Source organism: Pedobacter borealis DSM 19626 (assembly GCF_000708285.2).
GTDB classification, from domain to species: Bacteria; Bacteroidota; Bacteroidia; order Sphingobacteriales; family Sphingobacteriaceae; genus Pedobacter; species Pedobacter borealis.
Genome location: NZ_JAUG01000003.1, coordinates 75,613 through 101,285, shown reverse-complemented (window position 1 = coordinate 101,285; position 25,673 = coordinate 75,613). Strand labels below are relative to the sequence as shown.

Annotated in this window: 20 protein-coding genes, 1 tRNA gene and 1 other RNA gene; 10 read left to right on the top strand and 12 right to left on the bottom strand. The window is 38.0% G+C overall.

Translation table 11 applies throughout. The annotated features are described in order from the left end of the window. Positions 1-124: 124 nt before the first annotated feature. The gene (locus AW17_RS01930) at positions 125-1,708 is read left to right on the top strand and encodes a S8 family peptidase (RefSeq protein ID WP_029274407.1); all 1,584 of its coding nucleotides are present in this window, start codon (positions 125-127) and stop codon (positions 1,706-1,708) included. 371 nt (positions 1,709-2,079) lie between these two features. On the opposite strand, the gene AW17_RS01920 is transcribed toward AW17_RS01930, so the two are convergent. Continuing rightward, positions 2,080-2,152 (bottom strand) — tRNA-Lys (locus AW17_RS01920). 182 nt (positions 2,153-2,334) lie between these two features. On the opposite strand from AW17_RS01920, the gene AW17_RS01915 reads away from it, so the two are divergent. The 3 genes from AW17_RS01915 to AW17_RS01905 all read left to right on the top strand — a co-directional run bounded on the left by AW17_RS01915 (position 2,335) and on the right by AW17_RS01905 (position 5,624). Beyond that, positions 2,335-3,453, top strand: coding sequence for a formylglycine-generating enzyme family protein (locus tag AW17_RS01915; protein ID WP_029274405.1), 1,119 nt, complete (start codon positions 2,335-2,337; stop codon positions 3,451-3,453). 108 nt (positions 3,454-3,561) lie between these two features. Next, positions 3,562-4,848 (top strand): sugar MFS transporter, encoded by a 1,287-nt coding sequence (locus tag AW17_RS01910; protein WP_036668811.1) that lies wholly within the window; start codon positions 3,562-3,564, stop codon positions 4,846-4,848. Positions 4,849-5,117: 269 nt separating this feature from the next. Further along, entirely contained in the window at positions 5,118-5,624 is a 507-nt protein-coding gene (locus AW17_RS01905; protein WP_029274403.1) for a D-glycero-alpha-D-manno-heptose-1,7-bisphosphate 7-phosphatase, read from the top strand. Between the two features lie 434 nt (positions 5,625-6,058). Here the strand turns inward: AW17_RS01905 and fsa are convergent, their stop codons facing one another. Together fsa and ffs are read right to left on the bottom strand one after the other, a co-directional pair. Beyond that, positions 6,059-6,718, bottom strand: a complete 660-nt coding sequence (gene fsa, locus AW17_RS01900; protein WP_029274402.1) for a fructose-6-phosphate aldolase — start codon at positions 6,716-6,718, stop codon at positions 6,059-6,061. A gap of 86 nt (positions 6,719-6,804) precedes the next feature. Continuing rightward, positions 6,805-6,904, bottom strand: an RNA gene (ffs, locus tag AW17_RS23485) — signal recognition particle sRNA small type. 422 nt (positions 6,905-7,326) lie between these two features. On the opposite strand from ffs, the gene gltB reads away from it, so the two are divergent. Both gltB and AW17_RS01890 read left to right on the top strand, forming a co-directional pair. Beyond that, complete coding sequence (gene gltB, locus AW17_RS01895) at positions 7,327-11,826, top strand: glutamate synthase large subunit (RefSeq protein WP_029274401.1); 4,500 nt, start codon at positions 7,327-7,329, stop codon at positions 11,824-11,826. A 3-nt stretch (positions 11,827-11,829) separates the two neighbouring features. Further along, positions 11,830-13,296, top strand: a complete 1,467-nt coding sequence (locus AW17_RS01890) for a glutamate synthase subunit beta (protein WP_029274400.1) — start codon at positions 11,830-11,832, stop codon at positions 13,294-13,296. 578 nt (positions 13,297-13,874) lie between these two features. Here the strand turns inward: AW17_RS01890 and AW17_RS01885 are convergent. The 4 genes from AW17_RS01885 to AW17_RS01870 form a co-directional block, all read right to left on the bottom strand. Further along, positions 13,875-15,212, bottom strand: a complete 1,338-nt coding sequence (locus AW17_RS01885) for an OmpA family protein (protein WP_029274399.1) — start codon at positions 15,210-15,212, stop codon at positions 13,875-13,877. Positions 15,213-15,448: 236 nt separating this feature from the next. Beyond that, positions 15,449-16,111: a YdeI/OmpD-associated family protein gene (locus AW17_RS01880; RefSeq protein WP_029274398.1), complete on the bottom strand. Its 663-nt coding sequence runs from the start codon at positions 16,109-16,111 to the stop codon at positions 15,449-15,451. A gap of 72 nt (positions 16,112-16,183) precedes the next feature. Beyond that, positions 16,184-16,714, bottom strand: coding sequence for an RNA methyltransferase (locus tag AW17_RS01875; protein WP_029274397.1), 531 nt, complete (start codon positions 16,712-16,714; stop codon positions 16,184-16,186). 62 nt (positions 16,715-16,776) lie between these two features. Beyond that, positions 16,777-17,943, bottom strand: coding sequence for a galactokinase (locus tag AW17_RS01870; RefSeq protein WP_029274396.1), 1,167 nt, complete (start codon positions 17,941-17,943; stop codon positions 16,777-16,779). Between the two features lie 76 nt (positions 17,944-18,019). Here AW17_RS01870 and AW17_RS01865 point away from each other — a divergent pair, with 76 nt between their 5' ends. Then, positions 18,020-19,069 carry an aldose epimerase family protein gene (locus AW17_RS01865; protein WP_029274395.1) on the top strand — a complete coding sequence of 350 codons (1,050 nt, stop codon included), beginning with the start codon at positions 18,020-18,022 and terminating at the stop codon, positions 19,067-19,069. A 3-nt stretch (positions 19,070-19,072) separates the two neighbouring features. Beyond that, positions 19,073-19,468, top strand: a complete 396-nt coding sequence (locus tag AW17_RS01860) for a DUF1398 domain-containing protein (RefSeq protein WP_029274394.1) — start codon at positions 19,073-19,075, stop codon at positions 19,466-19,468. Positions 19,469-19,756: 288 nt separating this feature from the next. On the opposite strand, the gene AW17_RS01855 is transcribed toward AW17_RS01860, so the two are convergent. The 4 genes from AW17_RS01855 to ribD form a co-directional block, all read right to left on the bottom strand. Then, positions 19,757-20,617 (bottom strand): nucleoside phosphorylase, encoded by an 861-nt coding sequence (locus tag AW17_RS01855; RefSeq protein ID WP_029274393.1) that lies wholly within the window; start codon positions 20,615-20,617, stop codon positions 19,757-19,759. A gap of 76 nt (positions 20,618-20,693) precedes the next feature. Next, a complete protein-coding gene (locus tag AW17_RS01850; RefSeq protein ID WP_029274392.1) occupies positions 20,694-21,308 on the bottom strand; it encodes an IMPACT family protein in 615 nt (204 codons plus the stop codon). Continuing rightward, positions 21,295-22,164 (bottom strand): DMT family transporter, encoded by an 870-nt coding sequence (locus AW17_RS01845; protein ID WP_029274391.1) that lies wholly within the window; start codon positions 22,162-22,164, stop codon positions 21,295-21,297. Before AW17_RS01845 ends, AW17_RS01850 begins: the two co-directional genes overlap by 14 nt. Beyond that, positions 22,165-23,217, bottom strand: a complete 1,053-nt coding sequence (gene ribD / locus AW17_RS01840) for a bifunctional diaminohydroxyphosphoribosylaminopyrimidine deaminase/5-amino-6-(5-phosphoribosylamino)uracil reductase RibD (RefSeq protein WP_029274390.1) — start codon at positions 23,215-23,217, stop codon at positions 22,165-22,167. It abuts the gene before it with no gap. An 80-nt stretch (positions 23,218-23,297) separates the two neighbouring features. On the opposite strand from ribD, the gene prmC reads away from it, so the two are divergent. After that, positions 23,298-24,158 carry a peptide chain release factor N(5)-glutamine methyltransferase gene (gene prmC / locus AW17_RS01835; protein WP_029274389.1) on the top strand — a complete coding sequence of 287 codons (861 nt, stop codon included), beginning with the start codon at positions 23,298-23,300 and terminating at the stop codon, positions 24,156-24,158. A 127-nt stretch (positions 24,159-24,285) separates the two neighbouring features. On the opposite strand, the gene xerD is transcribed toward prmC, so the two are convergent. After that, positions 24,286-25,185, bottom strand: a complete 900-nt coding sequence (gene xerD, locus AW17_RS01830; RefSeq protein WP_029274388.1) for a site-specific tyrosine recombinase XerD — start codon at positions 25,183-25,185, stop codon at positions 24,286-24,288. 49 nt (positions 25,186-25,234) lie between these two features. Between xerD and aroQ the strand changes: the two genes are divergently transcribed. Next, positions 25,235-25,651 (top strand): type II 3-dehydroquinate dehydratase, encoded by a 417-nt coding sequence (gene aroQ / locus AW17_RS01825; protein ID WP_029274386.1) that lies wholly within the window; start codon positions 25,235-25,237, stop codon positions 25,649-25,651. The last annotated feature ends 22 nt before the right edge of the window (positions 25,652-25,673 follow it).

The following is a 25,673-nucleotide window of genomic DNA, read 5'->3' as shown; positions in this document are numbered from 1 at the left end:
TACTACTGGGCTATTTAGACTATTAACCTCTTATAACATTACTGTAATCAATAATTAACTTAATAATAAAACGGCATTAAAGCCATTCTTTGAAATTAGTCAATAATAATTTATTAAAAACTGTATGAATAATAACCATTCTTTAAAAAAAATAATTGCATTATCATGTTTTAGTGTGCTTCCTTTATTTTCACTTGCTCAAAAGGCGAATTGGCAAAATTTGGATCTTAAAACTGACTCCGTTTTTGGTATCAGTACAGAAAAAGCTTATAAAGAGCTGCTAAAAGGTAAAAAATCGAAGCCAGTAGTGGTTGCAGTACTAGATGGTGGGGTTGATTTAAATCATGAAGACCTTAAAAGAGTAATTTGGACCAATACAAAGGAAATCGAAGGCAATGGAGTAGACGATGATAAGAATGGGTACAAGGACGATATTCATGGTTGGAATTTTTTAGGCGGAGCAACGGGTTCAATTGACCATGAAAACTTAGAGCTAACTCGTTTGGTTCGCCGTGATAATGTTCGATTTGCTGGTCTTACAGCTGAAACAGTAGCCGAAAAGGATAAAGCAAGTTACGAAGATTTTATGAAGAATCGATCAAAGCTTGCCCAGGAATTGACCACAGCAAAAAGTAACTTTGCTGGGATTTCTGGATTCAAAAATGCATTAGATCTTTTAATTAAGAAAATTGGGAAGGAAAATCCAACACCTAATGATATTGAAGCTTTTCAACCAGAGGGCGAGAGAGAAAGTAGAATAAAAGCAGTTCTATTAAATGTTTTAAAAGATACGGACTTCAAGACTTTTTATAATGATCGACTAGCTAAAGACATGAAGCATTTTGGTGATCAAATTAATTATGACTACAATGTTGATTATAACCCTCGTAGTATTGTTGGTGATGATCCTAATAACAGCAAGGAAAGATTTTATGGTAATAATGATGTAAAAGGTCCTGATGCTTCGCATGGATCTCATGTTTCGGGTATAATTGGTGCCGATCGTAGCAATAATTTAGGTATTATGGGTGTGGCGAATAATGTGTTAATTATGGGAGTTCGTAATACACCAAATGGCGACGAACGTGATAAAGATGTTGCAAACGCTATTAGGTACGCAGCAGATAATGGGGCTAAAGTAATTAACATGAGTTTTGGTAAAGCATATTCACGGGATAAAGAAGCAGTAGATGAAGCAATTAAATATGCTGTAAATAAAGATGTATTATTGGTACAAGCTGCTGGGAATGAAAATAAAGATATAGATGTTGAAAGTAATTTTCCTTCGAGAAAATACTTAAATGGAGAAATTGCAAGTTCATATATTACAGTAGGAGCATCTGCTTTTAAAGATGACGAAACTTTAAAAGCTGGGTTCTCTAATTTTGGAAAAACGAGTGTCGATGTTTTTGCCCCAGGGGTACTTATTAATTCAACAACTCCCGAAAACACTTATAAACCGGAAAGCGGAACTAGTATGGCAGCACCAGTGGTAGTAGGTTTGGCAGCTTTAATTCGTTCTTATTATCCTAAATTAACAGCAGTTCAGGTAAAGGAAATCATTTTAAAATCGGTTGTAAAAATTAACCATAATGTAACTTCTTTAAAAGACGGAGCGCCAGTTAGTGTACCTTTCTCAGAAATTTGTGTAACGGGTGGTATTGTGAATGCTTATAACGCTTTAAAACTAGCTGCGACTTATAAGTAAAACTATTTAAGAGAAAACACCTGATTTTATTATCAACCTGAGTTCGAATTATTATTTTGATAAAAGGATTGTTTTACAGGTTATTGTATTGCCAAAAACCTCTCCAGCAAAAAATGATTTTTTTGCTGGAGAGGTTTTTTTGTTTTTACCGGATCAGTTACAAAACCTGTGGAGTAAAAATCGGAAAATCTATCCCTAGTAGAGATATACTTTCCGATTATTTTTTATGTGATCCCGCTGGGATTGGTTCAGCCCCGCAAAACCCCGAACTCGGCCCTGAGCCTTTTACAAATCGAACCCAGGCCGGCGCTTCTGTTCGAATCCCAGCGGACATAAAACAAAAAAACCTCACATTTCTGTGAGGTTTCTTGTAATCCCGCTGGGATTCGAACCCAGGACCACTACATTAAAAGTGTAATGCTCTACCAGCTGAGCTACGGAATCTACTTTGCTTAAAACATTATCCGTTTCCTTTAAAGTGGTGCAAATATAGGGTTATGAAGCATTTCCTGCAAATAAAAAGTCGCCAAAAGCGTTAGTGTATTGATTTATAGGCGAATTAATTATTTAGCTTCTCTTTTTTAAACTTAATTGATATTTTTATCGCTCCAAATTTAATATTAATCATGTATAGATTTCTTTCCGCTTTGTTTTTTTTGCCGCTTCTCTTTATATTTTCCTGTCAATCTAAACACGCTAAAGAAGAAGAAAAGGCTAAACACAAGCAAGATTCTTTAGCCTCATGCGAAAAAAATATGCCAAGCCGTTTTGGTGCGGTAAAAGATTCTTCAAGTTTCGCTTCCAATAATAAAGCAAGTCATGAAGGCATGATTTTAATTCCAGCAGGCGAGTTTGCCATGGGCGCTTCTGATAAAGAGGGTAGAGATGATGAATACCCGCAACATCAGGTTAAAATCTCTTCTTTCTGGATAGATGCTACCGAAGTAACCAATGCCAGTTTTAAAAGGTTTGTAGATGCAACCGGATATCTTACTACGGCCGAGCGTAAACCAGATTGGGAAGAAATGAAAAAACAGCTTCCGGCAGGTACACCAAAACCACCCGACAGTGTTTTTGTTGCAGCATCTTTGGTCTTTTATCAGCCAAAAAGTGTTATCTCTTTAAATGATGCCTCGCAATGGTGGCGTTGGGTTAAAGGCGCCAATTGGAAACACCCTCATGGTCCTAACAGCGATATTAAAGGAAAAGAAAACTTTCCGGTTGTACATGTATCCTGGGATGATGCCATGGCCTATTGTAAATGGTCGGGTAAACGTTTACCAACAGAGGCAGAGTGGGAGTATGCCGCGAGAGGTGCTTTGAAAAATGAAAAATACCCCTGGGGGAATGAAGATATAGAAAAAGGTAAAGTAAAAGCCAATACCTGGCAGGGAATCTTTCCTGTTAAAAATACGAATTGGGATGGTTTTAATAGTTTAGCTGCAGTGAAAAAATTTAAGCCGAACGGTTATGGACTTTATGATATGGCGGGCAACGTATGGGAGTGGTGCAGCGATTGGTACCGGCCTGATTATTATAGCACGCTTTCAGGGTTGAGCACCAATCCTAAAGGTCCTTCAGACAGCTACGACCCTATGGAGCCGACTATACCTAAAAGAGTGGTAAGGGGTGGTTCTTTTATGTGCAACGCCTCTTATTGTAAAGGTTACCGGGTAACTTCGAGAATGAAAACTTCTGTTGATACGGGCTTAGAGCATACCGGTTTTAGGTGTGTGAGCAACTAACTAAAGCCCATTTCTGTTAAAGTTAAAATTACGCAAACGTTTGACCCTTATTTTATTAAATATTATTGTTTAGTTTGGTCCAAACAAATTAAACCGAACCAAAACTTTATGCAACAAACAACAAAATCAGGTCAAACGCAAGGGCCAAAACCACTTATTATCATTTGTGCCCTATTCTTTATTTTTGGCTTTGTAACCTGGGCAAACGGAACATTAATTCCTTTCTTTAAATTATCTTTCGGATTATCGAATTTACAGGCGTTCTTCGTAACCTTTGCATCTTATATGGCTTACTTCTTTTTAGCGCTGCCATCATCGTGGATACTTAAAAAAGTGGGCTTTAAAAATGGAATTGTTTTAGGCTTGGTTATTTTAGGTCTGGGTTCTTTGATATTTATACCTGCAGCTCAAACCAGAACGTTTGGTTTGTTTTTAACCGGAATTTTTGTTCAGGGTGCTGCATTAGCTTTGTTGCAAACCGCATCAAACCCGTACTTAACCATTATCGGCCCAATAGAAAGTGCTGCAAAACGGATCAGTTTTGCGGGTATTTGTAATAAATTTGCCGGAATGATTGTGCCTTTAATTATGGGCAGTCTGTTTTTGAAAAATGCTACAGAAGTGGAGAAACAGATCAAAGCGGCTACCGGCGCTGTTCACGAGCAGTTATTAAACGATGTTTTAGGCCGTGTAAATATGCCTTACATTGTTTTAGCTATCGTTTTCTGCCTTTTTGCAGTTTTTATTAAATTCACCAACCTTCCAGAAGTTGAAGTGGAAGAAGATGTGATCGACGAAAGCAAAGGAGAGGTGGTAAAACATACAAGTATCTTTCAGTTCCCACACTTGTTCCTGGGTGCACTTTGTATTTTTGTATATGTAGGCGCAGAGGTTATGGCCGGCGATATTATCGGTATTTACGGCCGCGAGTTAGGTATTAGCCCAGAGATTAGCGGCAAGCTAACCTCTATTACGCTTTTCAGTATGTTAATCGGTTATATTATTGGTATCGTTACCATTCCAAAATTTATCTCTCAGCAAAAAGCCCTTAGAATCTGTGCTATTTTAGGCATCATATTTACCGTTTTATCTTTTGCTATTTCCAGCTGGTTTGCTGTAATTTTCGTAGCGCTATTGGGTTTAGCCAATTCATTAATGTGGCCGGCAATTTTCCCGCTAGGCATTAGCCACTTGGGTAAATTTACCAAAATAGGCTCGGCGATTATGATTATGGGTATTGCGGGCGGTGCATTAATGCCGTTATTATATGCTTTCCTAAATGAAAAATTACATATTAACTTTCAGTTGGCCTATCTTTTAACTGTATTACCATGTTACTTGTATATTCTGTATTTTGCTATAAAAGGCCATAAAGCAGGATTGAATCTGAAATAACCAAAACCAAATAAATTTTATGATTAAGCCCGGTCTTTAATTAGATTGGGCTTTCTTTTGTCCTTTATTTTCAGTTATTTTGGCGAAATTATAAAGAGAATTTATCATTTGTTGTAATTCCATTCGAAATTTTGTCACGTTGAGCTTGTCGAAACGCTGAGCGGCATTTAAACAGGTCCTTCGACAGGCTCTCCGTAGGAGTCCTTTGGACAGGATGACAATTCTATATTTATGATACAATCTCAAATCACAATACTCATATCTCAATAATGAATAAAGCTATTTTTCTCGATCGTGATGGTGTACTCAATCACGAAATATATGATTACATCTGCCGTGTTGAAGATTTTAAAATCCTGGATTACCAGATTCCAGTATTAAAAAAACTATTCGATGAAGGTTATCTTTTAATTGTAATTACCAACCAGGGCGGTATTGCCTTAAAACGTTATACCGAGCAAGAGCTAGCCATTATGCATCAAATGCTCCGAAATGCTTTTATAGCTCAAGGAGCCGATATTGCAGGTTTTTATTATTGCCCGCATCATCCAACTGTTGGTGGCGAATGCAAGTGTAGAAAACCTGCTTCGGGAATGATTTTGGATGCAATTGATATGTACAATATCGACCCGGCACAATCTATTATGATCGGCGATAAACCAAGAGATGTTGAAGCTGCAAATGGGGCAGGAGTAAAGGGCATTCTAATCGAACCTGATGAGCAGATCAGTTATGAGAAAATAAAGGAAGTCCTTAGTCGTGAGTCTTTAGTCTAGCGTCTCTTTTTAAAGTGCATAAAAAACGCTAAGTCCAGGTTTATATTGATTTAAGGTTTAGACTATTGATTAAAGCGTGATCATTTGGGCGTTTTAACACGCTGTACACTGTATCTTTTTGACTGTCCTTCGACTACGCTCTCCACAGGAGTCCTTTGGACAGGATGACAGCCAAAAAGGATGCCGTTTCCATCGTTAACGCAGAATAACGCAATGACTTACAAAGTTTAGAAAGGGAAGGAACGGATGAATAACTTCGTAAGTCAGAAGCTTCTGAAACTCTATTACGCTTTCCCCCACCCTATACTTACGAAATCCTTCCATGCGCTTGCCCATTGAGATTTCGTAAGATGTCCATAAAACAAAAAATCCTAAGTCTTAAACCGGAAATCCGACTCAAGACTTAGGACTAAAGACTCTCGACTTTATTATTTCTATTTCCCAGCAGCTTTAGCGTGGTCAGCTAAAAATGTAGCTAAACCGCTATCTGTTAGTGGGTGTTTTAATAAACCTGCAATAGCAGCCAAAGGTGCAGTAATTACATCAGCACCTAATTTAGCACAGTTAACGATGTGTAATGGTCCGCGGATCGATGCAGCTAAAATCTGAGTTTCGTAACCATAGTTATCAAAAATAGTTCTGATATCTTCAATTAAAACCAAACCATCGCTAGAAATATCATCTAAACGGCCTAAAAACGGAGAAACATAAGTAGCTCCAGCTTTAGCAGCTAATAATGCCTGTCCGGCAGAAAAAATTAAAGTACAGTTGGTTTTAATTCCTTTTGACGAGAAATATTTGATGGCTTTAACGCCATCTTTAATCATTGGTACTTTTACTACGATTTTCGGATTTAAAGCGGCTAAAGCTTCACCTTCTTTAATAATCTCATCGAAAGTAGTCGCAATAACTTCGGCACTTACGTTATCATCAACAATATCGCAGATAGCTTTGTAGTGGTTAATTACATTTTGTTCGCCAGTAATACCTTCTTTTGCCATTAAGCTAGGGTTGGTGGTTACGCCATCTAAAATGCCAAGATCTTGCGCTTCTTTGATTTGATCAAGATTCGCTGTGTCAATAAAAAATTTCATGTTTATAAATTCTTAAATATTTGAGTTTCTATGATTGAACCCTGAAGAATTTAGTTCCCCCTTCAGGGGATTAAGGAAAAGAAAAAAAAGGGCAAGCACCTTCTATCGCACCGCTACAACCTTCTACCCTTGCTGTGTTCCCACCCTGGGGGAGTTCAAAGGGAGCTGGTCGTAAAAGACTTGCCCGGCCACAAAGGTAGAAAAAGAAGTTGTTTCGCGAAATGCATTTTTGTATTTTTTTTCTCTTTTAGGCTATGTGGCTGATTAATAAATTAATAAAATTAAAATGCATATTTTTAGAAGTTAGTAGGAAATACAAGATAAACATTTTTTTAAGCAAACAATTTATATGTAAATTAAATATTTACATATAAATCAATAATTAAGACGATTTATGTTGAGATTTAGCAGAAAAAGTGCATTTATTGTATAATATTATCATTATAAATTTGATAAATATTTATCTATATTGTTATCATTTTTTCAATATAAATGCTTTCTCTTACTTAAGAACTAAAATTTTTCTAAAAATCCTGTCAACTCTGTAATTTAAGATTTGTTTTTCGTATCTTAGTGTTTCCTATACACTAACAACTAACGAGCAAAGAATGGAACCAAACAGTGGATTGTACGATGCGCAATTTGAACACGATGCCTGCGGTATTGGGTTCGTTGCACATGTGAAAGGGCGAAAATCGCATCAAATCATCTCTGATGCACTTACTATTTTAGAGAATCTAGATCATAGAGGGGCATGTGGAGCAGAACCAAATACAGGCGATGGTGCAGGTATTATGATTCAGATTCCTCACGAATTTTTTTACGACGAATGTTTAAAAGCTGGCTTTAGCCTACCAGAAACCAATAATTATGGTGTAGGTATGTTATTTATGCCGAAGGATATCAGATCGAGAGAAGAGTGCAGAGAATTGATTTACCGTGCCGCCGAAAAATTAGGCCTGGAAATTTTAGGCTTTAGAAAAGTTGATGTTGACACAACAGATATTGGCAATATGGCCCTTTCTGTTGAACCAGAAATTGAGCAGGTATTTATTGCCCGTCCGTATGCAGTAGCACCAGGGGCAGATTTCGAACGTAAACTTTATATTTTTAAAAATTACCTGATTAAACTGATCGTAAACACCGTTCATGGTGGTAAAGATTTTTATATTGTTTCGCTTTCTGCGCAAACCATTATATATAAAGGTCAGCTTACTTCTTTACAGGTACGTACATATTTTACCGATCTAACCGATAAGCGCATGGTTTCTGCTTTAGGTTTAGTTCACTCACGTTTTGCAACCAATACTTTCCCTTCGTGGAGATTGGCGCAGCCATTCCGCTTTATTGCACATAATGGTGAGATCAACACTTTACAAGGAAATTTAAACTGGTTTAGAGCAGGCGTTAAATCTTTTGCTTCTGCTTACTTTACACCTGAAGAATTAGATATGTTATTGCCTGTAATTGACGAAACCAATTCAGATTCAGGCTGTTTAGATAATGTTATTGAACTGTTACTTCACTCAGGAAGAACCCTGCCTCATGTATTAATGATGTTGGTGCCGGAAGCCTGGGATGGTAATGAAGATATGGATCCTGTTAAAAGGGCATTCTACGAATTCCATGCTACTTTAATGGAGCCATGGGATGGACCTGCAGCTATTGCTTTTACCGATGGTAAATTAATAGGTGCTACTTTAGACCGTAATGGTCTTCGCCCTTCACGTTATGCCATTACTTCTGATGACCGTGTAATTATGGGTTCTGAGGCCGGCGCATTAGCCATCGACCAAAGTACTGTAATCGAAAAAGGTCGCTTAACGCCAGGCAAAATGTTCGTGGTGGATATGGAGCAGGGTAGAATTATCAGCGATAACGAAATTAAAGAAGAAGTTTGTGGTAAAAGCCCTTATGCCGATTGGATTAATCAATACCAGATCCGTTTGGAGGAATTACCTGAGCCACGTGTAATGTTCACCGGCTTATCTACAGAGTCTATTTTTAAATATCAACAGGTTTTTGGTTACAGCAGAGAAGATGTAGATCTTTTGCTTAAACCAATGGCCATTGAAGGTAAAGAACCAATCGGTTCGATGGGTACCGATACACCATTGGCTATTTTATCAAAACGTCCTCAGCATTTATCGTCTTATTTTAAGCAGTTATTTGCACAGGTAACCAATCCGCCAATTGATCCGATCAGGGAGAAAGTGGTAATGAGTTTGGCCAGTTTTATGGGTAGCATGGGTAATTTGTTGGAAGAAACCCCAAAACAAGCGCATTGTGTAGCCATTAAACACCCAATTTTAACCAATCAGGAATTAGAGAAGTTAAGAAGTATTGATACAGGTGTTTTCCAGGCGAAAACTTTACAGACTTATTTCAGGGCTGATGGCAAGCCGGGCGCTATGGCAAAAGCCTTAGACCGTTTATGCCGTTATGCGGTTGACGCGGTTGAAGATGGTTTCCAGGTAATTGTATTAACCGATAGGGCTATTGACTCTGAGCACGCTGCAATGCCTTCTTTATTGGCGGTTTCTGCTGTACACCATCACTTGATCCGCAAAGGATACCGTGGTGCTGTAGGTATTGTGATAGAGGCTGGTGATATTTGGGAAGTACATCATTTCGCCACATTACTGGGCTTTGGCGTTACCGCAATTAACCCTTACCTGGCATTAGAAACCATTAACGAGTTCAAGGAAGAGTCTGGTTTATCAACAGAACAGCTTGCTAAAAACTATATTTACGCGGTTAACAGCGGTTTACTTAAAATTTTCTCAAAAATGGGAATCTCAACCTTGCAATCATACCAGGGGGCGCAGATTTTCGAGATTTTAGGTTTAAATAAACAAGTAGTGAATACTTATTTCACCGGCGCAGTTTCACGTATTGGTGGCTTAGGACTGGATGAAATTGCAAAAGAAACCTTAATTAAACATCACCGCAGTTTTGGTCCGTTAACAGAAACCGAAAACCTGTTACCAGCAGGTGGAACTTATAAATTCCGCCGTAAAGGTGAAGCGCATTTGTTTAACCCGCAAACCATTCACTTGCTGCAAAACGCAACCCGTAAAAACGATTACAATATTTTCAAACAGTACTCTAAACTGGTGAATGAGCAAACACAACAAGCTTATACCATCCGTGGATTGTTCGAATTTAACTATAGCCGCCCATCAGTACCTTTAAATGAGGTAGAATCTACTGAAGCAATCTTAAAAAGATTTGCAACAGGGGCAATGTCCTTCGGTTCAATTTCTCATGAGGCCCACTCTACTTTAGCGATTGCCATGAACCGTATCGGTGGAAAGAGCAATACCGGAGAGGGTGGTGAAGATGAAATGCGTTATACTAAATTGCCAAATGGCGATAGCATGCGCTCTGCAATTAAACAAGTTGCTTCTGCACGTTTTGGTGTAACCAGTTACTACTTAACCAATGCTGATGAGTTACAGATTAAAATGGCTCAGGGTGCTAAACCAGGAGAAGGTGGTCAATTACCAGGGCACAAAGTAGATGACTGGATTGCAAAAGTTCGTCACTCTACACCGGGGGTTGGTTTAATTTCACCTCCGCCTCACCACGATATTTATTCGATCGAAGATTTAGCACAGTTAATTTTTGATTTGAAAAATGCTAACCGCGCAGCAAGGATCAATGTGAAACTGGTTTCGAAAGCTGGCGTGGGTACTATCGCCGCGGGTGTTGCTAAAGCACATGCCGATGTGATTCTGGTTTCTGGTTTTGATGGTGGAACAGGAGCATCTCCTTTAACTTCAATCCAACATGCTGGTTTACCATGGGAGTTAGGCTTAGCAGAAGCACACCAAACTTTGGTAAAAAACAAATTGCGTAACCGTATCGTGTTACAAACAGATGGTCAGCTCAAAACGGGTAGAGATATTGCTATCGCTGCATTATTAGGTGCTGAAGAATGGGGGGTTGCAACAGCAGCCTTGGTAACTTCGGGATGTATTATGATGCGTAAATGCCATTTAAATACTTGTCCGGTTGGCGTAGCAACACAAGATCCGGAATTAAGAAAATTATTTACCGGTGATGCAGACCATGTAGTGAACTTATTTTATTTCCTTGCGGAAGAGCTACGTGAGATTATGGCTGAATTAGGTTTCAGAACCATCCACGAAATGATCGGTCAGGCTGATATTTTGAAAGTACGCGAATTGCCTGCTGAAGACTGGAAATTGAAACACCTTGATTTATCAGCTATATTATATAAAGCTGAAGAAAATGGTTTGCCTTTATTTAATACTGAAGGCCAGGATCATGGTTTAGATCAGGTTTTAGATCATAAATTAATTGCCGCTGCGCAACCTGCTATTGATCATAACGAACCGGTATTTGCCAGTTTCGATGTAAAAAATACCGACCGTGCACTGGGTACCATGTTATCTAATGAAATTTCGAAAGTCCATTTAGGCGCTGGTTTACCTCCTGACACGATCAACTTTAAATTTGTTGGTTCGGCCGGACAGAGTTTCGGTGCTTTCAATACCCGTGGGGTAACCTTATCATTAGAAGGTGAAGCGAACGATTATGTGGGTAAAGGATTATCGGGTGCTAGATTGGCCATTTATCCATTCTCAAACTCAACTTTTATCCCTGAGCAAAATATCATTATCGGTAACGTTGCCCTTTATGGCGCAACTTCTGGTGAGTTATTTGCCCGTGGTAAAGCAGGTGAGCGTTTCGCCGTACGTAACTCTGGCGCAACAGCTGTTGTAGAAGGAGTGGGCGATCACGGTTGTGAATACATGACAGGTGGTGAAGTACTAATTCTTGGTGATACCGGAAGCAATTTCGCTGCTGGTATGAGTGGTGGTGTAGCCTGGATTTATGATGCCAACGGAACTTTTGCACGCAAATGCAATAAAGAAATGGTTGATCTTGATCCATTACAAGCTGAAGATGAAGAACGCATTTTAGCTTTACTTAAAACGCATATCCGCTTAACGGATAGTAGAGTAGCTGAGTTTATCTTAAGCGACTGGAAAACTCAATCTGCTCATTTCGTAAAAGTATTCCCTAAAGAATACAAAGCAGTTTTAAGCAAACGTAATCAACAAGTAAAAACACACTAGGCCATGGGAAAAGTAACAGGATTTCAAGAATACGATAGAGTTGCGCCCACCAGAGAAGAGGCTGCAACACGTGTAAAACACTATGGGGAATTTCTAAATGAATTACCCTCAAAAGAATTAAATAATCAAGCTGCCCGTTGTATGGATTGCGGCGTACCTTTCTGCCAATCAGGCTGCCCATTGGGTAACGTGATACCAGAATTTAACGACGCCGTTTATCAGGGCAAATGGGAATTAGCTGCAAATATTTTATTAAGCACCAATAATTTCCCTGAATTTACAGGTAGAATTTGCCCTGCACCATGCGAATCAGCATGTGTATTAGGCATTAACCGCCCGCCGGTTTCTATCGAGGAAATTGAAAAACATATCATCGAAATTGCTTTCGAAAAAGGATTTATCAAAGCAAAAGCACCATTAATCAGAACTGGTAAAAAAGTAGCTGTAATTGGTTCAGGTCCTGCGGGCTTAGCTGCTGCTGCTCAGTTAAATAAGGTTGGGCATGAAGTTACCATTTTCGAGCGTGACGATGCGCCAGGTGGTTTATTGAGGTACGGTATTCCTGATTTCAAACTACAGAAAAATGTAGTAGATCGCCGTATCGATTTAATGAAAGAAGAAGGTATTATTTTTAAATGTAATGCCAATGTTGGCGAGAATGTTGAGATAGGTACATTGTTGCGCGATTTCAACGCGATTGTATTGGCTGGTGGTTCAACTATTCCACGCGATTTACCAATTGATGGCCGTTCTGCCAAAGGGGTTCACTTTGCAATGGATTTCTTGAAACAACAAAATAAACGTGTAGCGAGCAGAGCCGTTGAAGCGGAAGATATTATGGCTACAAGTAAAAATGTAATCGTAATTGGTGGTGGCGATACGGGATCTGACTGTATTGGTACTTCAAACCGTCATGGTGCGAAATCAGTTACACAGTTTGAGATTATGCCAATGCCGCCACAGGCACGTAACGAGCATATGCCTTGGCCAAATTACCCAATGTTGCTAAAAAATACCTCTTCTCACGAAGAAGGTGCACAAAGGGCTTGGTCGGTAAATACTAAAAACTTTATTGCTGATGAAAAAGGGAACCTTAAAGCATTAAAAGTAGTTGATGTAGAATGGGAAATTGATGCAAACGGACGTCCGGTTACTTTTAAAGAAGTGGCTGGTACCGAAAGAGATCTTCCATGCGAACTGGTACTTTTAGCAATGGGCTTCTTACATCCTCAAAAAGAAGGTTTAATTGAGAAATTAGGTGTGGAATTGGATAACCGCGGAAACGTAAAAGCATCTGAACACACTTACCAAACCAATATTGCTAAGATTTTTGCTGCAGGTGATGTTCGCCGCGGACAATCATTAGTAGTTTGGGCCATATCTGAAGGTAGAGAGGCCGCCCGTAAGGTAGACGAATACTTAATGGGAACAACTAAACTGACATCGAAAGATGCAGTTGCATACGCATAGTAGGTTTAAATTCTATATTTTTAGGGTCGTGGTTTGCACCACGACCTTTTTTGTTTTTATGCGGTTGGTCATACCGACCTTGTTTCATTACGAGCTTTTGTATAAACGGTATCAGCATCTTTTACCAGACAGCCGGTTAAAGAAATATGATAAACGCTTCATTGTGCATTCTTTCACCATCACGCTTTTTCAACTGATACCCACTGAGCCCAGTCCCGGCAAGATGAACGACGAAACAAGGGCGGGATCAAGGTCCACACCCTAACCGTTTAAAATTGGGAACCTTGGAAATAGATTTTAAAACATAAACAAATTAGCTAACTAATAAACCTCCATTTATTTTCTATATCAATTTTAACCGGACAACAGTGAAATAAATTCAGCACAAAGCAACGTAGATAGAAAAGAGGTTGTATCATAAATATAGATTTGTCATCCTGAGCCTGTCGAAGGGCCTATTAAATACTCTTTGAGGTGTTTCAACAAGCTCTCCGTAGGAGTCCTTTGGACAACATGACAGCATTTGAGGTGAAATCGCCTTTATGATACAGCCTCTTTTTGTTAACCTTTATTTACCATTAGTATAAAGTAAACTCTACACGACGGTTTTGTTGACGGCCAGCTGCTGTTTTGTTTGTTGCAATTGGTTGGTCAGGTCCGTAACCTGTAGCTTCGATTCTTGATGCATTGGCACCTTGAGATACTAAATAAGCTTTTACCGATTCTGCTCTGTCTTTAGATAAACGTAAGTTTAATTCTCTGCTGCCAGTATTATCAGTATGACCAGCTAATTTTAAGCTGAAGTTTTTCTCAACCAATAAACCAGCAACACGATTTAAAGTAGCAAATGATTTAGAACGGATAGTTGATTTACCTAAATCGAACTCTAAGTTAGAAATCGCATCTTTAACAACTTTACGGTCAGCCTCGGTAATTACTTTGGTTTCTTTAATGATTTCACGTTGAACTTTGATCGGACAACCAGAACCATCAACAACAGTACCCGATCTAGTACCAGGACATTTGTCGAATTTGTTTGCAACACCATCATTATCATCATCGCCTAAATCTTTAGCATATTGTGCTCTATCGCGTTGTGCATTTTGCTCAGCGGTAGATAATGCTCTTCTTAATTCAGCACTTTCTTCAGCAGTTTGCTTGTTTAAATTGGCCAATGAGCTATAGTTTTGTAACTGAGGTTTTGATTTATCTCCAATGGCAAACTCTAAACCAGCGTGTGCATAGGCAAACCTATCGTTTGTAGAACCATTAAATCCATCAAATTTAGCCGATTTAACAAAGTTAACATCGTAACCTAAATCTACATTGATACCTTTAGCTACACCTAGTTTTAAACCAGCACCAACCGGTACAAACCAACCTTCTCTGTAAGAACCAGCATCATTGGTATTAGGAGTTGTGGTAGCGCCTGACGACATATAACCAGCACCAGCTTTTAAATAAGGGATAAGTACTGCATTTTCTTGGTTGATGCTAATGTTTGCTACATTCCAAACTGCAGATAAAGCACCCGACCATTGGATATTGGTTTTGTAACCCGTGTTTGCAGCATAAGTAGTATTTCCATTTGCGTCAACTCCATTGGCCATTCTTAACTCTTCAACCTTACCACCCAAAAAATCGGCTTGAATACCTAAAGAGGGTAAAATTTGTTTTTTAATGTAACCACCATAACCGATGTGCTCAACCGGAGTTTCAAATTGATGGTTCGAATTGCCAAAAATAGTTCTCGGGGTTAATAAACCTCCATGAACACCTATAGACCAGGTACGGAATTGAGTAGGAGAGAAACGGCCCGCCGCGCTTGTGCTAGTTGGCGTTTCCTGTGCAAATAATTGTGATGATAAACCTAATAAAGCAATCAACATTGTTGATTTAGTAATTCTTGTATTCATGTTTTTCTATTTTGTAAATATTAGTCTCTTAACAGTTTTTACATCATACTGTTTTGCATGGACTAAGAAAAAACCCTGCCAAAAGCATTATTTTTCTTACAAATAGCATGTTATCAGAAGATTAGGAGGGTAAATAAATTTCGCAAAAATATTACTACGTAACTGAAATCATGTTGATTTTTGTATAGTATTCTATACAAAAAATTAAAAATAATCTTTATGTAGTAGTTTAAATTCTACTTGTCTGACGGATTTCTCTTATTGTTCAGTAACATCTTCAGTGTTTTTTCGAGCCTGTTTGTACGCGTCTTTTCCTGTTTCGCAGATAAAAGCCAAAGTACGTATTCTTTCCTGTGGGAGTAAGCAAGTTGGTTAAAGTAGTCTAATGCTTTAGGGTGGCTTTCTAAGAGGGTTTTTAAATCTTCAGGGAGTTTAACGGTTTTATTCACTGGATCTATATATCCGCCAAATTCGTTGGTTTTAATATGATCGTTTCTCATACCTGATGGCTTTACCTCAGTGATGAATTTTAAACGCAGGGCAGTCCAGGTTTCATTTACTGCAGCAGAAGCACAGGGTGTTAAACCGAAAGTATTTAGTTCTTCCCAGCTTTTCATCAGGTCAAGATCTGATTTTATTTTTGAAGTTTTCTTTGGATAGAACACCCAGATGATGGTTTTTGCATCTATCTTTTTAAGATTACTTTGAATTTGTTTATTAAGCTGATCTTTGTTTATAGTAAAGGTAATCAATACATTAAAAGCAACTTCATTATTATAATTTATAATAATATCGGAAGGGATATCGCCAAATATAGCGATCGCTTGTTCTGGAGCATCTAGCACCTTAACTACGTAGCCAGGTTTAACCTGAAGTTTTTTTAATAATAAATTTTCCATTTTATAAGTCTGATCAATATTGTGTTCTCTGCGCCCTTTCTCTGTGTTCTTTGTGGTTAAAAAATAGATGAATTACAGCCTCAATTTAGCGAAGAAATCCCAAAAAACAATACCGGCAGAGATTACGATGTTAAAGGAATGTTTGGTTCCAAATTGAGGAATTTCGATACATTCATCAATTTTTGCCATCACTTCGTCGCTCACACCATCAACCTCGTTTCCAAAAATCAGTGCATATTTTTTATCCTGATCAGGCTGGAAAGTATTCAGCATGGTACTGTTTTCGGCTTGTTCTATTGCAATGATCTCATAACCCAAGGCCCTTAAGGCATCAACTGCCTGTAAGGTATCGGTATAATGAATCCAATCTACAGATTGTGTAGCGCCTAGCGCTGTTTTCTCAATTTCGCGGTGCGGTGGTTGAGCCGTTATACCACAAAGGATAACTTTTTCCAATGCAAACCCGTCAGCTGTGCGGAATATAGAACCTACGTTGTGCATACTGCGCACATTATCCAACACCACCACAACAGGTAATTTTTCCTGTGCTTTAAACGCTTCAATATCCGGACGATTAAGCTCGTCTAATTTTAATTTTCTCATTATTTTAATTGATTATACAGATAGTGGGATTACGCCGATTAGATATAATTTCGGAACTGTGCTTATCCATAAGTATCTGTTGTTAAATGTGGGCCATTGCCAATTTCGCTAATGTAAATCGCAGCGGGGTAACCAATTTTATCTACGTAATAATCGGTTAAATGTTTTGCAAAGTCTTCTTCAAAGCCTTTCTCTAACAAAGCTATTGCACATCCGCCAAATCCGGCACCGGTCATACGGCCACCTATAACATGCTCATAATCTGTGCAAAAATCTACAACTGTATCCAATTCTTTTCCGCTTACTTCATATAATGTTTTTAATGATTCGTGCGAGGCATACATCAAGCGGCCAAATTCTTCCAGGTTTCCGCCGTTTAAGGCTTTAGCTGCTAAATGAACCCGATCATTTTCTTTAACCACATGTGTTGCGCGGTTTAAAATCGTTTCATCTGTTATTAAATGGTTGTGTAATGCAAATTTCTCAGCGGTTAATTCGCAAAGATAATGGAGTGTTATTTCCTGGTTCAGCAATTTCAGTGCGGTTTGGCATTCTGCTACTCGCTCGTTGTATTTCGAATCTGCTAATTCTCTTGGTTTATTGGTATTGATGATGGCCAAAACATAATTGCCCAGGTCAACATCAACCATTTTATATTTTAAGGTCTCACAGTCTAAAACAATCACTTTGTTTTTTTCGCCAAAAGCAACTGCAAACTGATCCATAATACCAGAATTTAAGCCTATAAAATCATTCTCAACGCGTTTGGCGATTTTAACCAGTTCCAGTTGATCATAACCAAGATTAAAATAAATATTTAAAGCATAAGCAGTGGCAATTTCGATAGAAGCTGAAGAGGAGAGCCCTGATCCGATTGGAATATTTCCATAAAACAGAAAATCCACGCCATTAATTTCTTTTCCATCCTTAATAAATTCGTTGATCACACCTATAGGGTAATTGGCCCATAAGTTGCCATCTTTATCGTTTGTGGTATTACTTGTTACCTCAGTTTGAACTTCAAAGTTTAAGCTTTTAAACCTGAATTTATGATCATTATTTGAGGCAATGGCTACCCAGGTTCCCAAGGTAATGGCACATGGCATAACCAAACCGCCATTATAATCAATATGTTCGCCTATCAGGTTAACACGCCCGGGGGTAAAATAAACGGCATCAGCTTTTTTATGGTATTGTTCTGCAAATTTTTCCTCGAGGTTAATGTTCATTTGGCTAAAATATATTTATAAAAAGCATTAATAATAGTATGTTTGTTTAGGAAACAAAAGCCCTAAGTTACAATTTATGAGCGTTCAGCAAATACCCACCGGAAAAATTATTGATGGCGAAGAAGTTATCGCAATCGAACTAACCAACAGTAAAGGCACTTATGTCAAAATATTCAATTATGGCACCATTATCAACAAATTTGTAGTTAAGAATGCTAAAGGCGAAAAACAGGATATCGTTCTTGGTTTCGATACTTTTGAAGAATACCTTGATCCTGCTTATTTGGCAAACTACCCTTATTTTGGCGCTATAGTTGGCCGATATGCCAACCGCATAAAAAATGGAAGACTCGTTATTGATGATGAAACCTATCAGCTGGCACAAAATGCCGGTACCGATACCCTGCATGGTGGTATTGTAGGCTTTGATAAAAAAGTTTGGGATATTGTTGAAATTAATGATGGGCCTCAACCTTCAGTTACCCTGCAATATGAAAGTGTAGATGGAGAGGAAAATTTCCCTGGAAACCTGGTTATTGATTTAACTTTCGAACTGACTGAAAATGATGAGTTGATTTTAAGTTATGAAGCCGAAACAGATAAAGCTACAGCCATTAACTTAACGCACCATAGTTATTTTAACCTGGCGCCTGAGGGTGGAAACATCAAAAACCATAAGCAACAGATTTTCGCTTCAAATTATTTGGAACAAGATGATAATTATTCGGTAACCGGTACATTAATTCCTGTTGAGGGAACACCATTGGATTTTACTAAATCTAAAGCAATAGGGCAGGATTGGAATGAAGATGAAGGATACGATCAAACTTTCGTTTTGGATAAAATCTACGGTGATTTATCGTTAGCAAGTAAAACAATTGAAGAAGAAAGCGGTTTAGTTTTAAGTGTGTATACAACCGAACCGGTAGCCCATTTGTACACAGCGAAATATTTAGGCGTAAAAAATGGTAAGGGTGGAAAAGATTATGACAGTTATGGAGCCTTTTGTGTAGAAACACAACACCACCCAAATGCCGTTAATGTTCCAACTTTTCCTAGTACCATTTTAAGACCGGATGATTTGTACACGCAAACTACAATTTACAAAGTTTCATTAAACAGATAGATTATGTTCACCATCGAAGACATCCGGGCAGCAGAATCAAAAATTAAAACTGGTGCAGATTTTCCTCAGTTTATTAAAGAAATTAAGGAAATGGGTGTTAAGCGAAACGATGTATATGTATCAAACGGTTTATCGATTTATTTTGATGATGAAGACAACGCTCAACAGGTAAGTCCTGATGAGTATCCAACGCTGACGATTAATACAGAATCTTCTTCTGATAAATTAGCGCATGCTTTGAAAATACATCAGCAGGGAGAAACCGATTATTTTACCTTTTGCAAGCAAGCTGCAGATGCGGGTGTAGAGAAATGGGTAACCGACCTCGAAGAAATGACCTGTACTTATTTGGGTGCTGAAGGCAATGAATTGGTAAAGGAGAAGATACGAAAAGTATAAGAGGCTGTATCATAAATTGTAATTTGCTTTGAATTTGTCATGTTGAGCCTGTCGAAACACCTTGTAAGACATCTAAAGTATGTCCTTCGACAAGCTCAGGATGACAATTCTATATTTATGATATAGCTTTCTTTTTATTTTTCCGTGGTGTCAGATGTTGCCATCTGACACTTCTGGTTTTTTGCATGAATTCATGTTTTAGAGGTTTGTGTGTGCGTTAGGCTTGTTTTTTACCATCTGAGACATCTTAGAACACTTAAGTTAATATTAGTGATGAATCCGCCATAACTAAATTCTTTCAAGCACCATTTTTATCGCTTGCGCTACAATTTTGTTTGGTTCTTTGCTAAATTCGAAATTTACGCGACTGGCTAAAATGGCATTTACTGAAATTGCGTTATGACCCAAAACTTTAGCTAGTGCATAAATCCCCGCGGTTTCCATTTCCAGATTGGTAATGCGGTGCTGATTGCTTTTAAAACTATTAATCAAGCCAATAAAATCGGGAACCTCATTTTTAGCACGTACAATTCTACCTTGTGGAGCATAAAAGCCAGGCGCTGTAATGGTTATGCCTTTCGCCATGTCTTTTCCAATCGTATTCAATAATGTTTCACTCGCTGCAGTTAAATAAGGATTGATATTTTTAAGATGCCCAAAGTGTGCTTTGATATCATCCATTAAAATCTGTTCATCACCAGATAATTGTTGAAGGTAATAATTCATTAAGGCATCCATCCCTAAGCCGTAAGAAGAAGCTAAAATTGTTCCCATCGGGATATCCGGTTGAACAGCGCCAGAGGTACCCACTCTGATAATATTTAATGAAGTAAGCTCTTTTTTAATTTCACGGGTTTCAAAATCAACATTAACCAGGGCATCTAACTCATTAAAAACAATATCAATGTTATCGGTACCAATACCTGTTGAAAGTACAGTAACACGTTTTTTGCCCAAATAACCGGTATGGGTGATAAATTCGCGTTTACCTTTTTTAAATTCTATTTTGTCGAAATATTTGCTTACCTCGCCAACGCGGTCAGGATCGCCAACGGTAATTACAGTATCGGCAATATCACCAGGTAAAAGGTTTAAGTGGTATATGCTGCCATCAGGATTGATGATTAAGTCGCTTTCGGATATTTTCATATTTGGTTTATTTAGCCCGCTGATTTCGATGATTCACTCAGGTTTCATCTGTGTTCACCCTTTTAATCTGTGGTTATTAAACGGTTTGCAGGTATTTTAATTTAACACCTTCAATTTTATCAAATTTACTTAAAACCTGGTTGAGTTGTGCTTTTCTGACTTCAAATTTCAATATACAATTGGTATCAAACTGTTGCGCCAAAATCTGTAAGTTCTCCTCTTTGCTCAACTTCATTACATCGTTCATCAGAAGGTAATCGAAATGCACTTCATAAACATCATTCACGGTTTTGCTGATAATCGAAGCTGATTTAATTGCCTCAACACTAGCCGTTTTGTATGCATTAATTAAACCTGGAACCCCCAGTAAGGTTCCACCGAAATAACGTACAACAACAATTAATGTATTCGTAATATCTGCTGATAATAAACAGTTCAGAATAGGCCTGCCTGCGGTACCCGAAGGTTCGCCATCATCATTCATTCGATAAATAGATCGATCTGGTGTTAAACGATATGCATAACAAAAATGATTGGCCTTTACATGTTCTGCGCGAAGTTTGGTGATAACCGGCTTTAATTCTACTTCACTGCGGATTGGATAGGCGTATGCAATAAATTTGCTCCCTTTATCTCGAAAGATACCCTCTGAGGCACCTTCGATGGTTTTATAAGAATCATCGAACAGCATTTTGCGATAGTGTAATGAAAATAATAGCAGCAATAGCGAAGATGATACCTGCGTAATTTAACTTGCTCAGCTTTTCTTTAAAAACAATAACACCAATTAAGGTACCTACTATGATTACACCTAAATTCATCGCTGCAAAAACGGTAGATGGATTTTCTGCCAACGCTTTATGGGCTTTCATGTAAAAAAGGATATTCCCAAAATTGAAGAAGCCTAAAATAAATCCGCAAAGTACATTTACCAGTTGTATTTTTATTTTGCCAGCCATTACCATCGAAATTACAATAAGCAATGAAACAATAAATGCCAGGCAAAAAACAGTAAAAAGCGAGGTGGTATAAGGCAATTCTCTATATAATGCAATTTGTTTAAAAAGGATGTCGATTGCCCCAAAACCGAAGAAAACCATAATGGGGTAGAGCAGGCTTCCTTTATTGCTTTCTTCCTGATCAGATTTCCGAAGAAAAGTTAAAAAAATAGCCACAAAACCAATCGCCAGGCCAATAATTTTCAGGTTATTAAAATCTTCTTTAAATATAAAATAAGCCGCCAGTATCGGGATAAATAGCGATAAACGTTGTGCGATATCTGTTTTAACAATGCCAAGGTTTTTTACCGATGCTGCAAGGAATAAAAATATCGACGGCAATAGAATAGCCAATGCAATATAAATAGACCATGGTGCAGTAGAGGTGATCAGTTTAACATCGGGCTTGAAAAAAAGAAAACATAAGCTTAATGCAGTAAAATAATTAATGGTAACGGCTTGAATAATACTGATTTGGTACCGTTTTGCCAGCTTTAATAAAACGGCTACGGTAACACTACAGCAAATGCTTAAAATAATGTAGATCATTTATTTGATGTCGTTTAGATAGATAGAGAGTTTGTCATTTCCGATTTGTACTATTTCCTGCAGATTTCCATTAATGTTTGGAGAAGAAACCCCATCGCTCCAGCTGGCAGATGAAGTAAAAATACGTGCTTCATCCCATAGGTTGGTATTTAAAAATTGATTTAAAATATTGGCACCACCTTCAATAATTACCGATTGTATATCCATCAGGTAAAGCTGAAAGGCGATTTTTTGCGCTAAATAAAAGTGCATATCTTCCATCTGAATGTAATGGATATTCTCAATAACATCAGTTTTAACCTCATTAAAAATAATGGTTTTGGCTGCTGCATTGAAGATATGGTTCGTTATTGGCACCTGAAGGTTCTTGTCGATTACCAGCCGGATGGGGTTTTTACCAGGCCATTCACGCGAAGTTAATTGCGGATTATCCATTATGGCAGTTTGCTTGCCGATCAGGATTGCGTCTTCTTCGCTACGCCACTGATGCGCCAAACGTTTGGCCAAAGTGCCGCTGATCCATTTCTGGTGACCATCCTTTGTTGCGAAATAACCATTTGCGGTTTCGGCCCATTTTAAAATGATATATGGCCTTTGTTTTTGTATCCTGGTGAAAAATCTTCTGTTGAAATAGCGGCATTCATCATCTAAAATTCCACTCACCACTTCAATTCCTGCATTTCTTATTTTTTCGATACCTTTGCCATCAACCCCTGAAAAAGGATCTCTATTACCAATCACTACTTTCTTTAGCTGGTGTTTTACCAATAAATCAGCACAGGGAGGCGTTTTGCCAAAATGCGCACATGGCTCCAGGTTAACGTAAGCAGTAGCCTGTTTCAAGAGATTTTCGGCCTCATCGCCGTGTTTATCAAAAACAGCTTTAACGGCATTGGGTTCGGCATGCGATTTTCCATATTCCTGATGATATCCTTCTCCAATAATTTTGCCGTCTACAACAATAACACAGCCAACCATCGGGTTCGGACTAACATTCCCTAAAGCTAAGGCTGCTAGGTCAAGACAGCGTTTTATATAAAATTCATCGCTCATTAGCGCAAAAGTAGTAAAAAAAGAGTCATGGCCTTATCAAAAGAGAGTTGTTATCATCCCAATTAAGTAATTTTGTACATATGAAGATAGGAGAATTAGCGGCGCATTATGAACTCGAACTTGAGCCTTTATACGATAGTAATGAAGCAAAAGCATTATTTAATATTGCTGCCGAGCAAGTTTTGGCTATATCTTCAGTTAAATTGATCATGCAAAAAGATATCGATCTCAGCTTTATCAATATGCAGAAACTTTTAAGCATCCTTAACGATTTGCAGATTGGAAAACCCATTCAGCATATTTTAGAGGAAGCCCATTTTTATGGCGCTGTGTTTAAGGTTAATGAACAGGTGCTTATCCCGAGGCCAGAAACAGAAGAACTGGTAGATTGGATCATTTCGGATAACAGTCCGCAGTTTTCGGTTAATACTAACCATAAAATCAGTATTCTTGATATTGGAACCGGCTCTGGATGCATTCCCATCACACTTAAAAAACATTTGTCAAAAGCTGAAGTAGCTACATTGGACGTTTCTGCTAATGCCATCGTTATAGCCAAAGAAAATGCAGAACAGATGGACGTGAAGATCAAATTTATTGAAGCAGACATTTTGACTTTCAAATCTGAAGAAAAATTTGATATCATCGTAAGTAATCCACCTTATATCAGGGATTTAGAGAAAGCGGATATGCATAATAACGTGTTGGTGTACGAGCCGCATTTAGCATTATTTGTTCGTGACGAAAACCCCTTAATATTTTATAAAGCTATTGCTGATTTTGCAAGAACAAACTTAAAACCCAACGGGCAACTTTATTTCGAAATTAATGAATATTTAGGTAACGAAACAATTGAAATGTTAGCTGCTAAAGAATTTATTGATATTGAGTTAAGGCAAGACATGCAAGGAAAAGACAGAATGGTGAGGGCAGGGATTTAAGATGTTTGAAGTCCGAGGACGGAGGTCAAAAGATTTGTTGCTAAGGACTAAAATTCCTCGGCGTTCGTCCTCCTGAACTTGTTTCAGAATCTATAATTAAAGGTGCTTTAGTCTTTCTGCTCTTCAACTAAGCCCTCGGATGAAACTGTGTGATTACCTCTCTTAAATAATCTCTATCAATGTGCGTATAAATTTCTGTAGTGGTAATGCTAGAATGGCCTAACATTTCCTGTACAGCGCGTAAATCGGCACCACCTTCAATTAAATGTGTGGCGAAAGAATGTCTTAATGTATGCGGACTGATTGTTTTCTTTAATCCGGTAGATATAGCCAGACTTTTAATCAGGTTAAAAATCGAAATACGCGAAAGTTTAGCGCCAAAACGGTTTAAAAAGATGAAATCTTCATGTCCTTTTTTAATATTAGCATGTACACGCACTTCGTTGATGTAAATATCGAGAAGTTTTAAAGCTACGCTTCCAATGGGCACTAAACGTTCTTTATTTCCTTTTCCAATTACTTTTATAAATTCGATCAGTGGGAACACATTTGAGATCCTGAGTTCGGTTAATTCTGTTACACGCAAGCCGCAGCCGTATAATACTTCCATAATAGCTTTATTACGCATGCCCTCAGGCTTTGAGGCATCTATGGCAGAAATAAGTTCATTAATCTCGTATATATTCAAAGTATCTGGTAATTTTCTGCTGAGTTTTGGTGCTTCGAGCAATGCTGTAGGGTCATTTGAAATTACATCTTCGAGCATTAAATAGGCAAAGAAAGCTTTTAATCCTGATATTACCCTGGCCTGTGTACTCGCTTGCATACCCAGTACATTCAGCCATGAGATAAAGGATTTTAGATCAATGATGGTGATATCTGCTAGTTTGGGCTCTTCATTCAAAGATTGAAAATATTGGATCAATTTATCAATATCGCTCAGATAGGCATCAACAGAATTACCAGATAACGACCGCTCTAGCTTTAAATACGATTTAAATCCTTTAATATATGATGGCCAAAGCATGCTTTTATTTGAGATTTTTTATAACATTGCAACGTTACAACATTATATTATGAAAATACAAATTATTAACGGCCCAAACTTAAACTTATTAGGTGTACGCGAGCCATCTATTTACGGAAACACCAGTATTGAAGATTATATTAAAGAATTAAAAACGGTTTATCCGGATATAGAAATTGAATACTATCAGAGTAACGTTGAGGGCGAAATTATTAATAAATTGCATGAAGTTGGTTTTAGTTATGATGGGGTAGTGCTTAATGCAGGAGGTTACACCCATACTTCCGTTGCTATTACTGATGCGATTGCAGCTATTAAAACCCCTGTGGTTGAGGTGCACATATCTAATATTTATGCCCGCGAAGAATATCGTCATGTCTCTTTAACCGGTAAAAACTGTCAAGGTGTTTTAACTGGCTTTGGCATAAAAGGTTACCGTTTGGCTATTGAAAGTTTGTTGATTTAAATTTTGTTAGTTCCTTGCGAAG

Excerpts from the sequence above, each read along its gene's own strand:
- AW17_RS01865 (WP_029274395.1), top strand. The coding sequence starts at position 18,020 with ATGAGCGTTCAGCAAATACCCACCGGAAAAATTATTGATGGCGAAGAA.
- AW17_RS01875 (WP_029274397.1), bottom strand. The coding sequence starts at position 16,714 with ATGAGAAAATTAAAATTAGACGAGCTTAATCGTCCGGATATTGAAGCG.
- AW17_RS01850 (WP_029274392.1), bottom strand. The coding sequence starts at position 21,308 with ATGCTGTTCGATGATTCTTATAAAACCATCGAAGGTGCCTCAGAGGGT.
- AW17_RS01930 (WP_029274407.1), top strand. The coding sequence starts at position 125 with ATGAATAATAACCATTCTTTAAAAAAAATAATTGCATTATCATGTTTT.
- AW17_RS01860 (WP_029274394.1), top strand. The coding sequence starts at position 19,073 with ATGTTCACCATCGAAGACATCCGGGCAGCAGAATCAAAAATTAAAACT.
- AW17_RS01880 (WP_029274398.1), bottom strand. The coding sequence starts at position 16,111 with ATGGAAAATTTATTATTAAAAAAACTTCAGGTTAAACCTGGCTACGTA.
- xerD (WP_029274388.1), bottom strand. The coding sequence starts at position 25,185 with ATGCTTTGGCCATCATATATTAAAGGATTTAAATCGTATTTAAAGCTA.
- AW17_RS01915 (WP_029274405.1), top strand. The coding sequence starts at position 2,335 with ATGTATAGATTTCTTTCCGCTTTGTTTTTTTTGCCGCTTCTCTTTATA.
- AW17_RS01855 (WP_029274393.1), bottom strand. The coding sequence starts at position 20,617 with ATGAAAATATCCGAAAGCGACTTAATCATCAATCCTGATGGCAGCATA.
- AW17_RS01890 (WP_029274400.1), top strand. The coding sequence starts at position 11,830 with ATGGGAAAAGTAACAGGATTTCAAGAATACGATAGAGTTGCGCCCACC.
- fsa (WP_029274402.1), bottom strand. The coding sequence starts at position 6,718 with ATGAAATTTTTTATTGACACAGCGAATCTTGATCAAATCAAAGAAGCG.
- prmC (WP_029274389.1), top strand. The coding sequence starts at position 23,298 with ATGAAGATAGGAGAATTAGCGGCGCATTATGAACTCGAACTTGAGCCT.
- aroQ (WP_029274386.1), top strand. The coding sequence starts at position 25,235 with ATGAAAATACAAATTATTAACGGCCCAAACTTAAACTTATTAGGTGTA.
- AW17_RS01885 (WP_029274399.1), bottom strand. The coding sequence starts at position 15,212 with ATGAATACAAGAATTACTAAATCAACAATGTTGATTGCTTTATTAGGT.
- AW17_RS01910 (WP_036668811.1), top strand. The coding sequence starts at position 3,562 with ATGCAACAAACAACAAAATCAGGTCAAACGCAAGGGCCAAAACCACTT.
- AW17_RS01870 (WP_029274396.1), bottom strand. The coding sequence starts at position 17,943 with ATGAACATTAACCTCGAGGAAAAATTTGCAGAACAATACCATAAAAAA.
- AW17_RS01905 (WP_029274403.1), top strand. The coding sequence starts at position 5,118 with ATGAATAAAGCTATTTTTCTCGATCGTGATGGTGTACTCAATCACGAA.
- AW17_RS01845 (WP_029274391.1), bottom strand. The coding sequence starts at position 22,164 with ATGATCTACATTATTTTAAGCATTTGCTGTAGTGTTACCGTAGCCGTT.
- ribD (WP_029274390.1), bottom strand. The coding sequence starts at position 23,217 with ATGAGCGATGAATTTTATATAAAACGCTGTCTTGACCTAGCAGCCTTA.
- gltB (WP_029274401.1), top strand. The coding sequence starts at position 7,327 with ATGGAACCAAACAGTGGATTGTACGATGCGCAATTTGAACACGATGCC.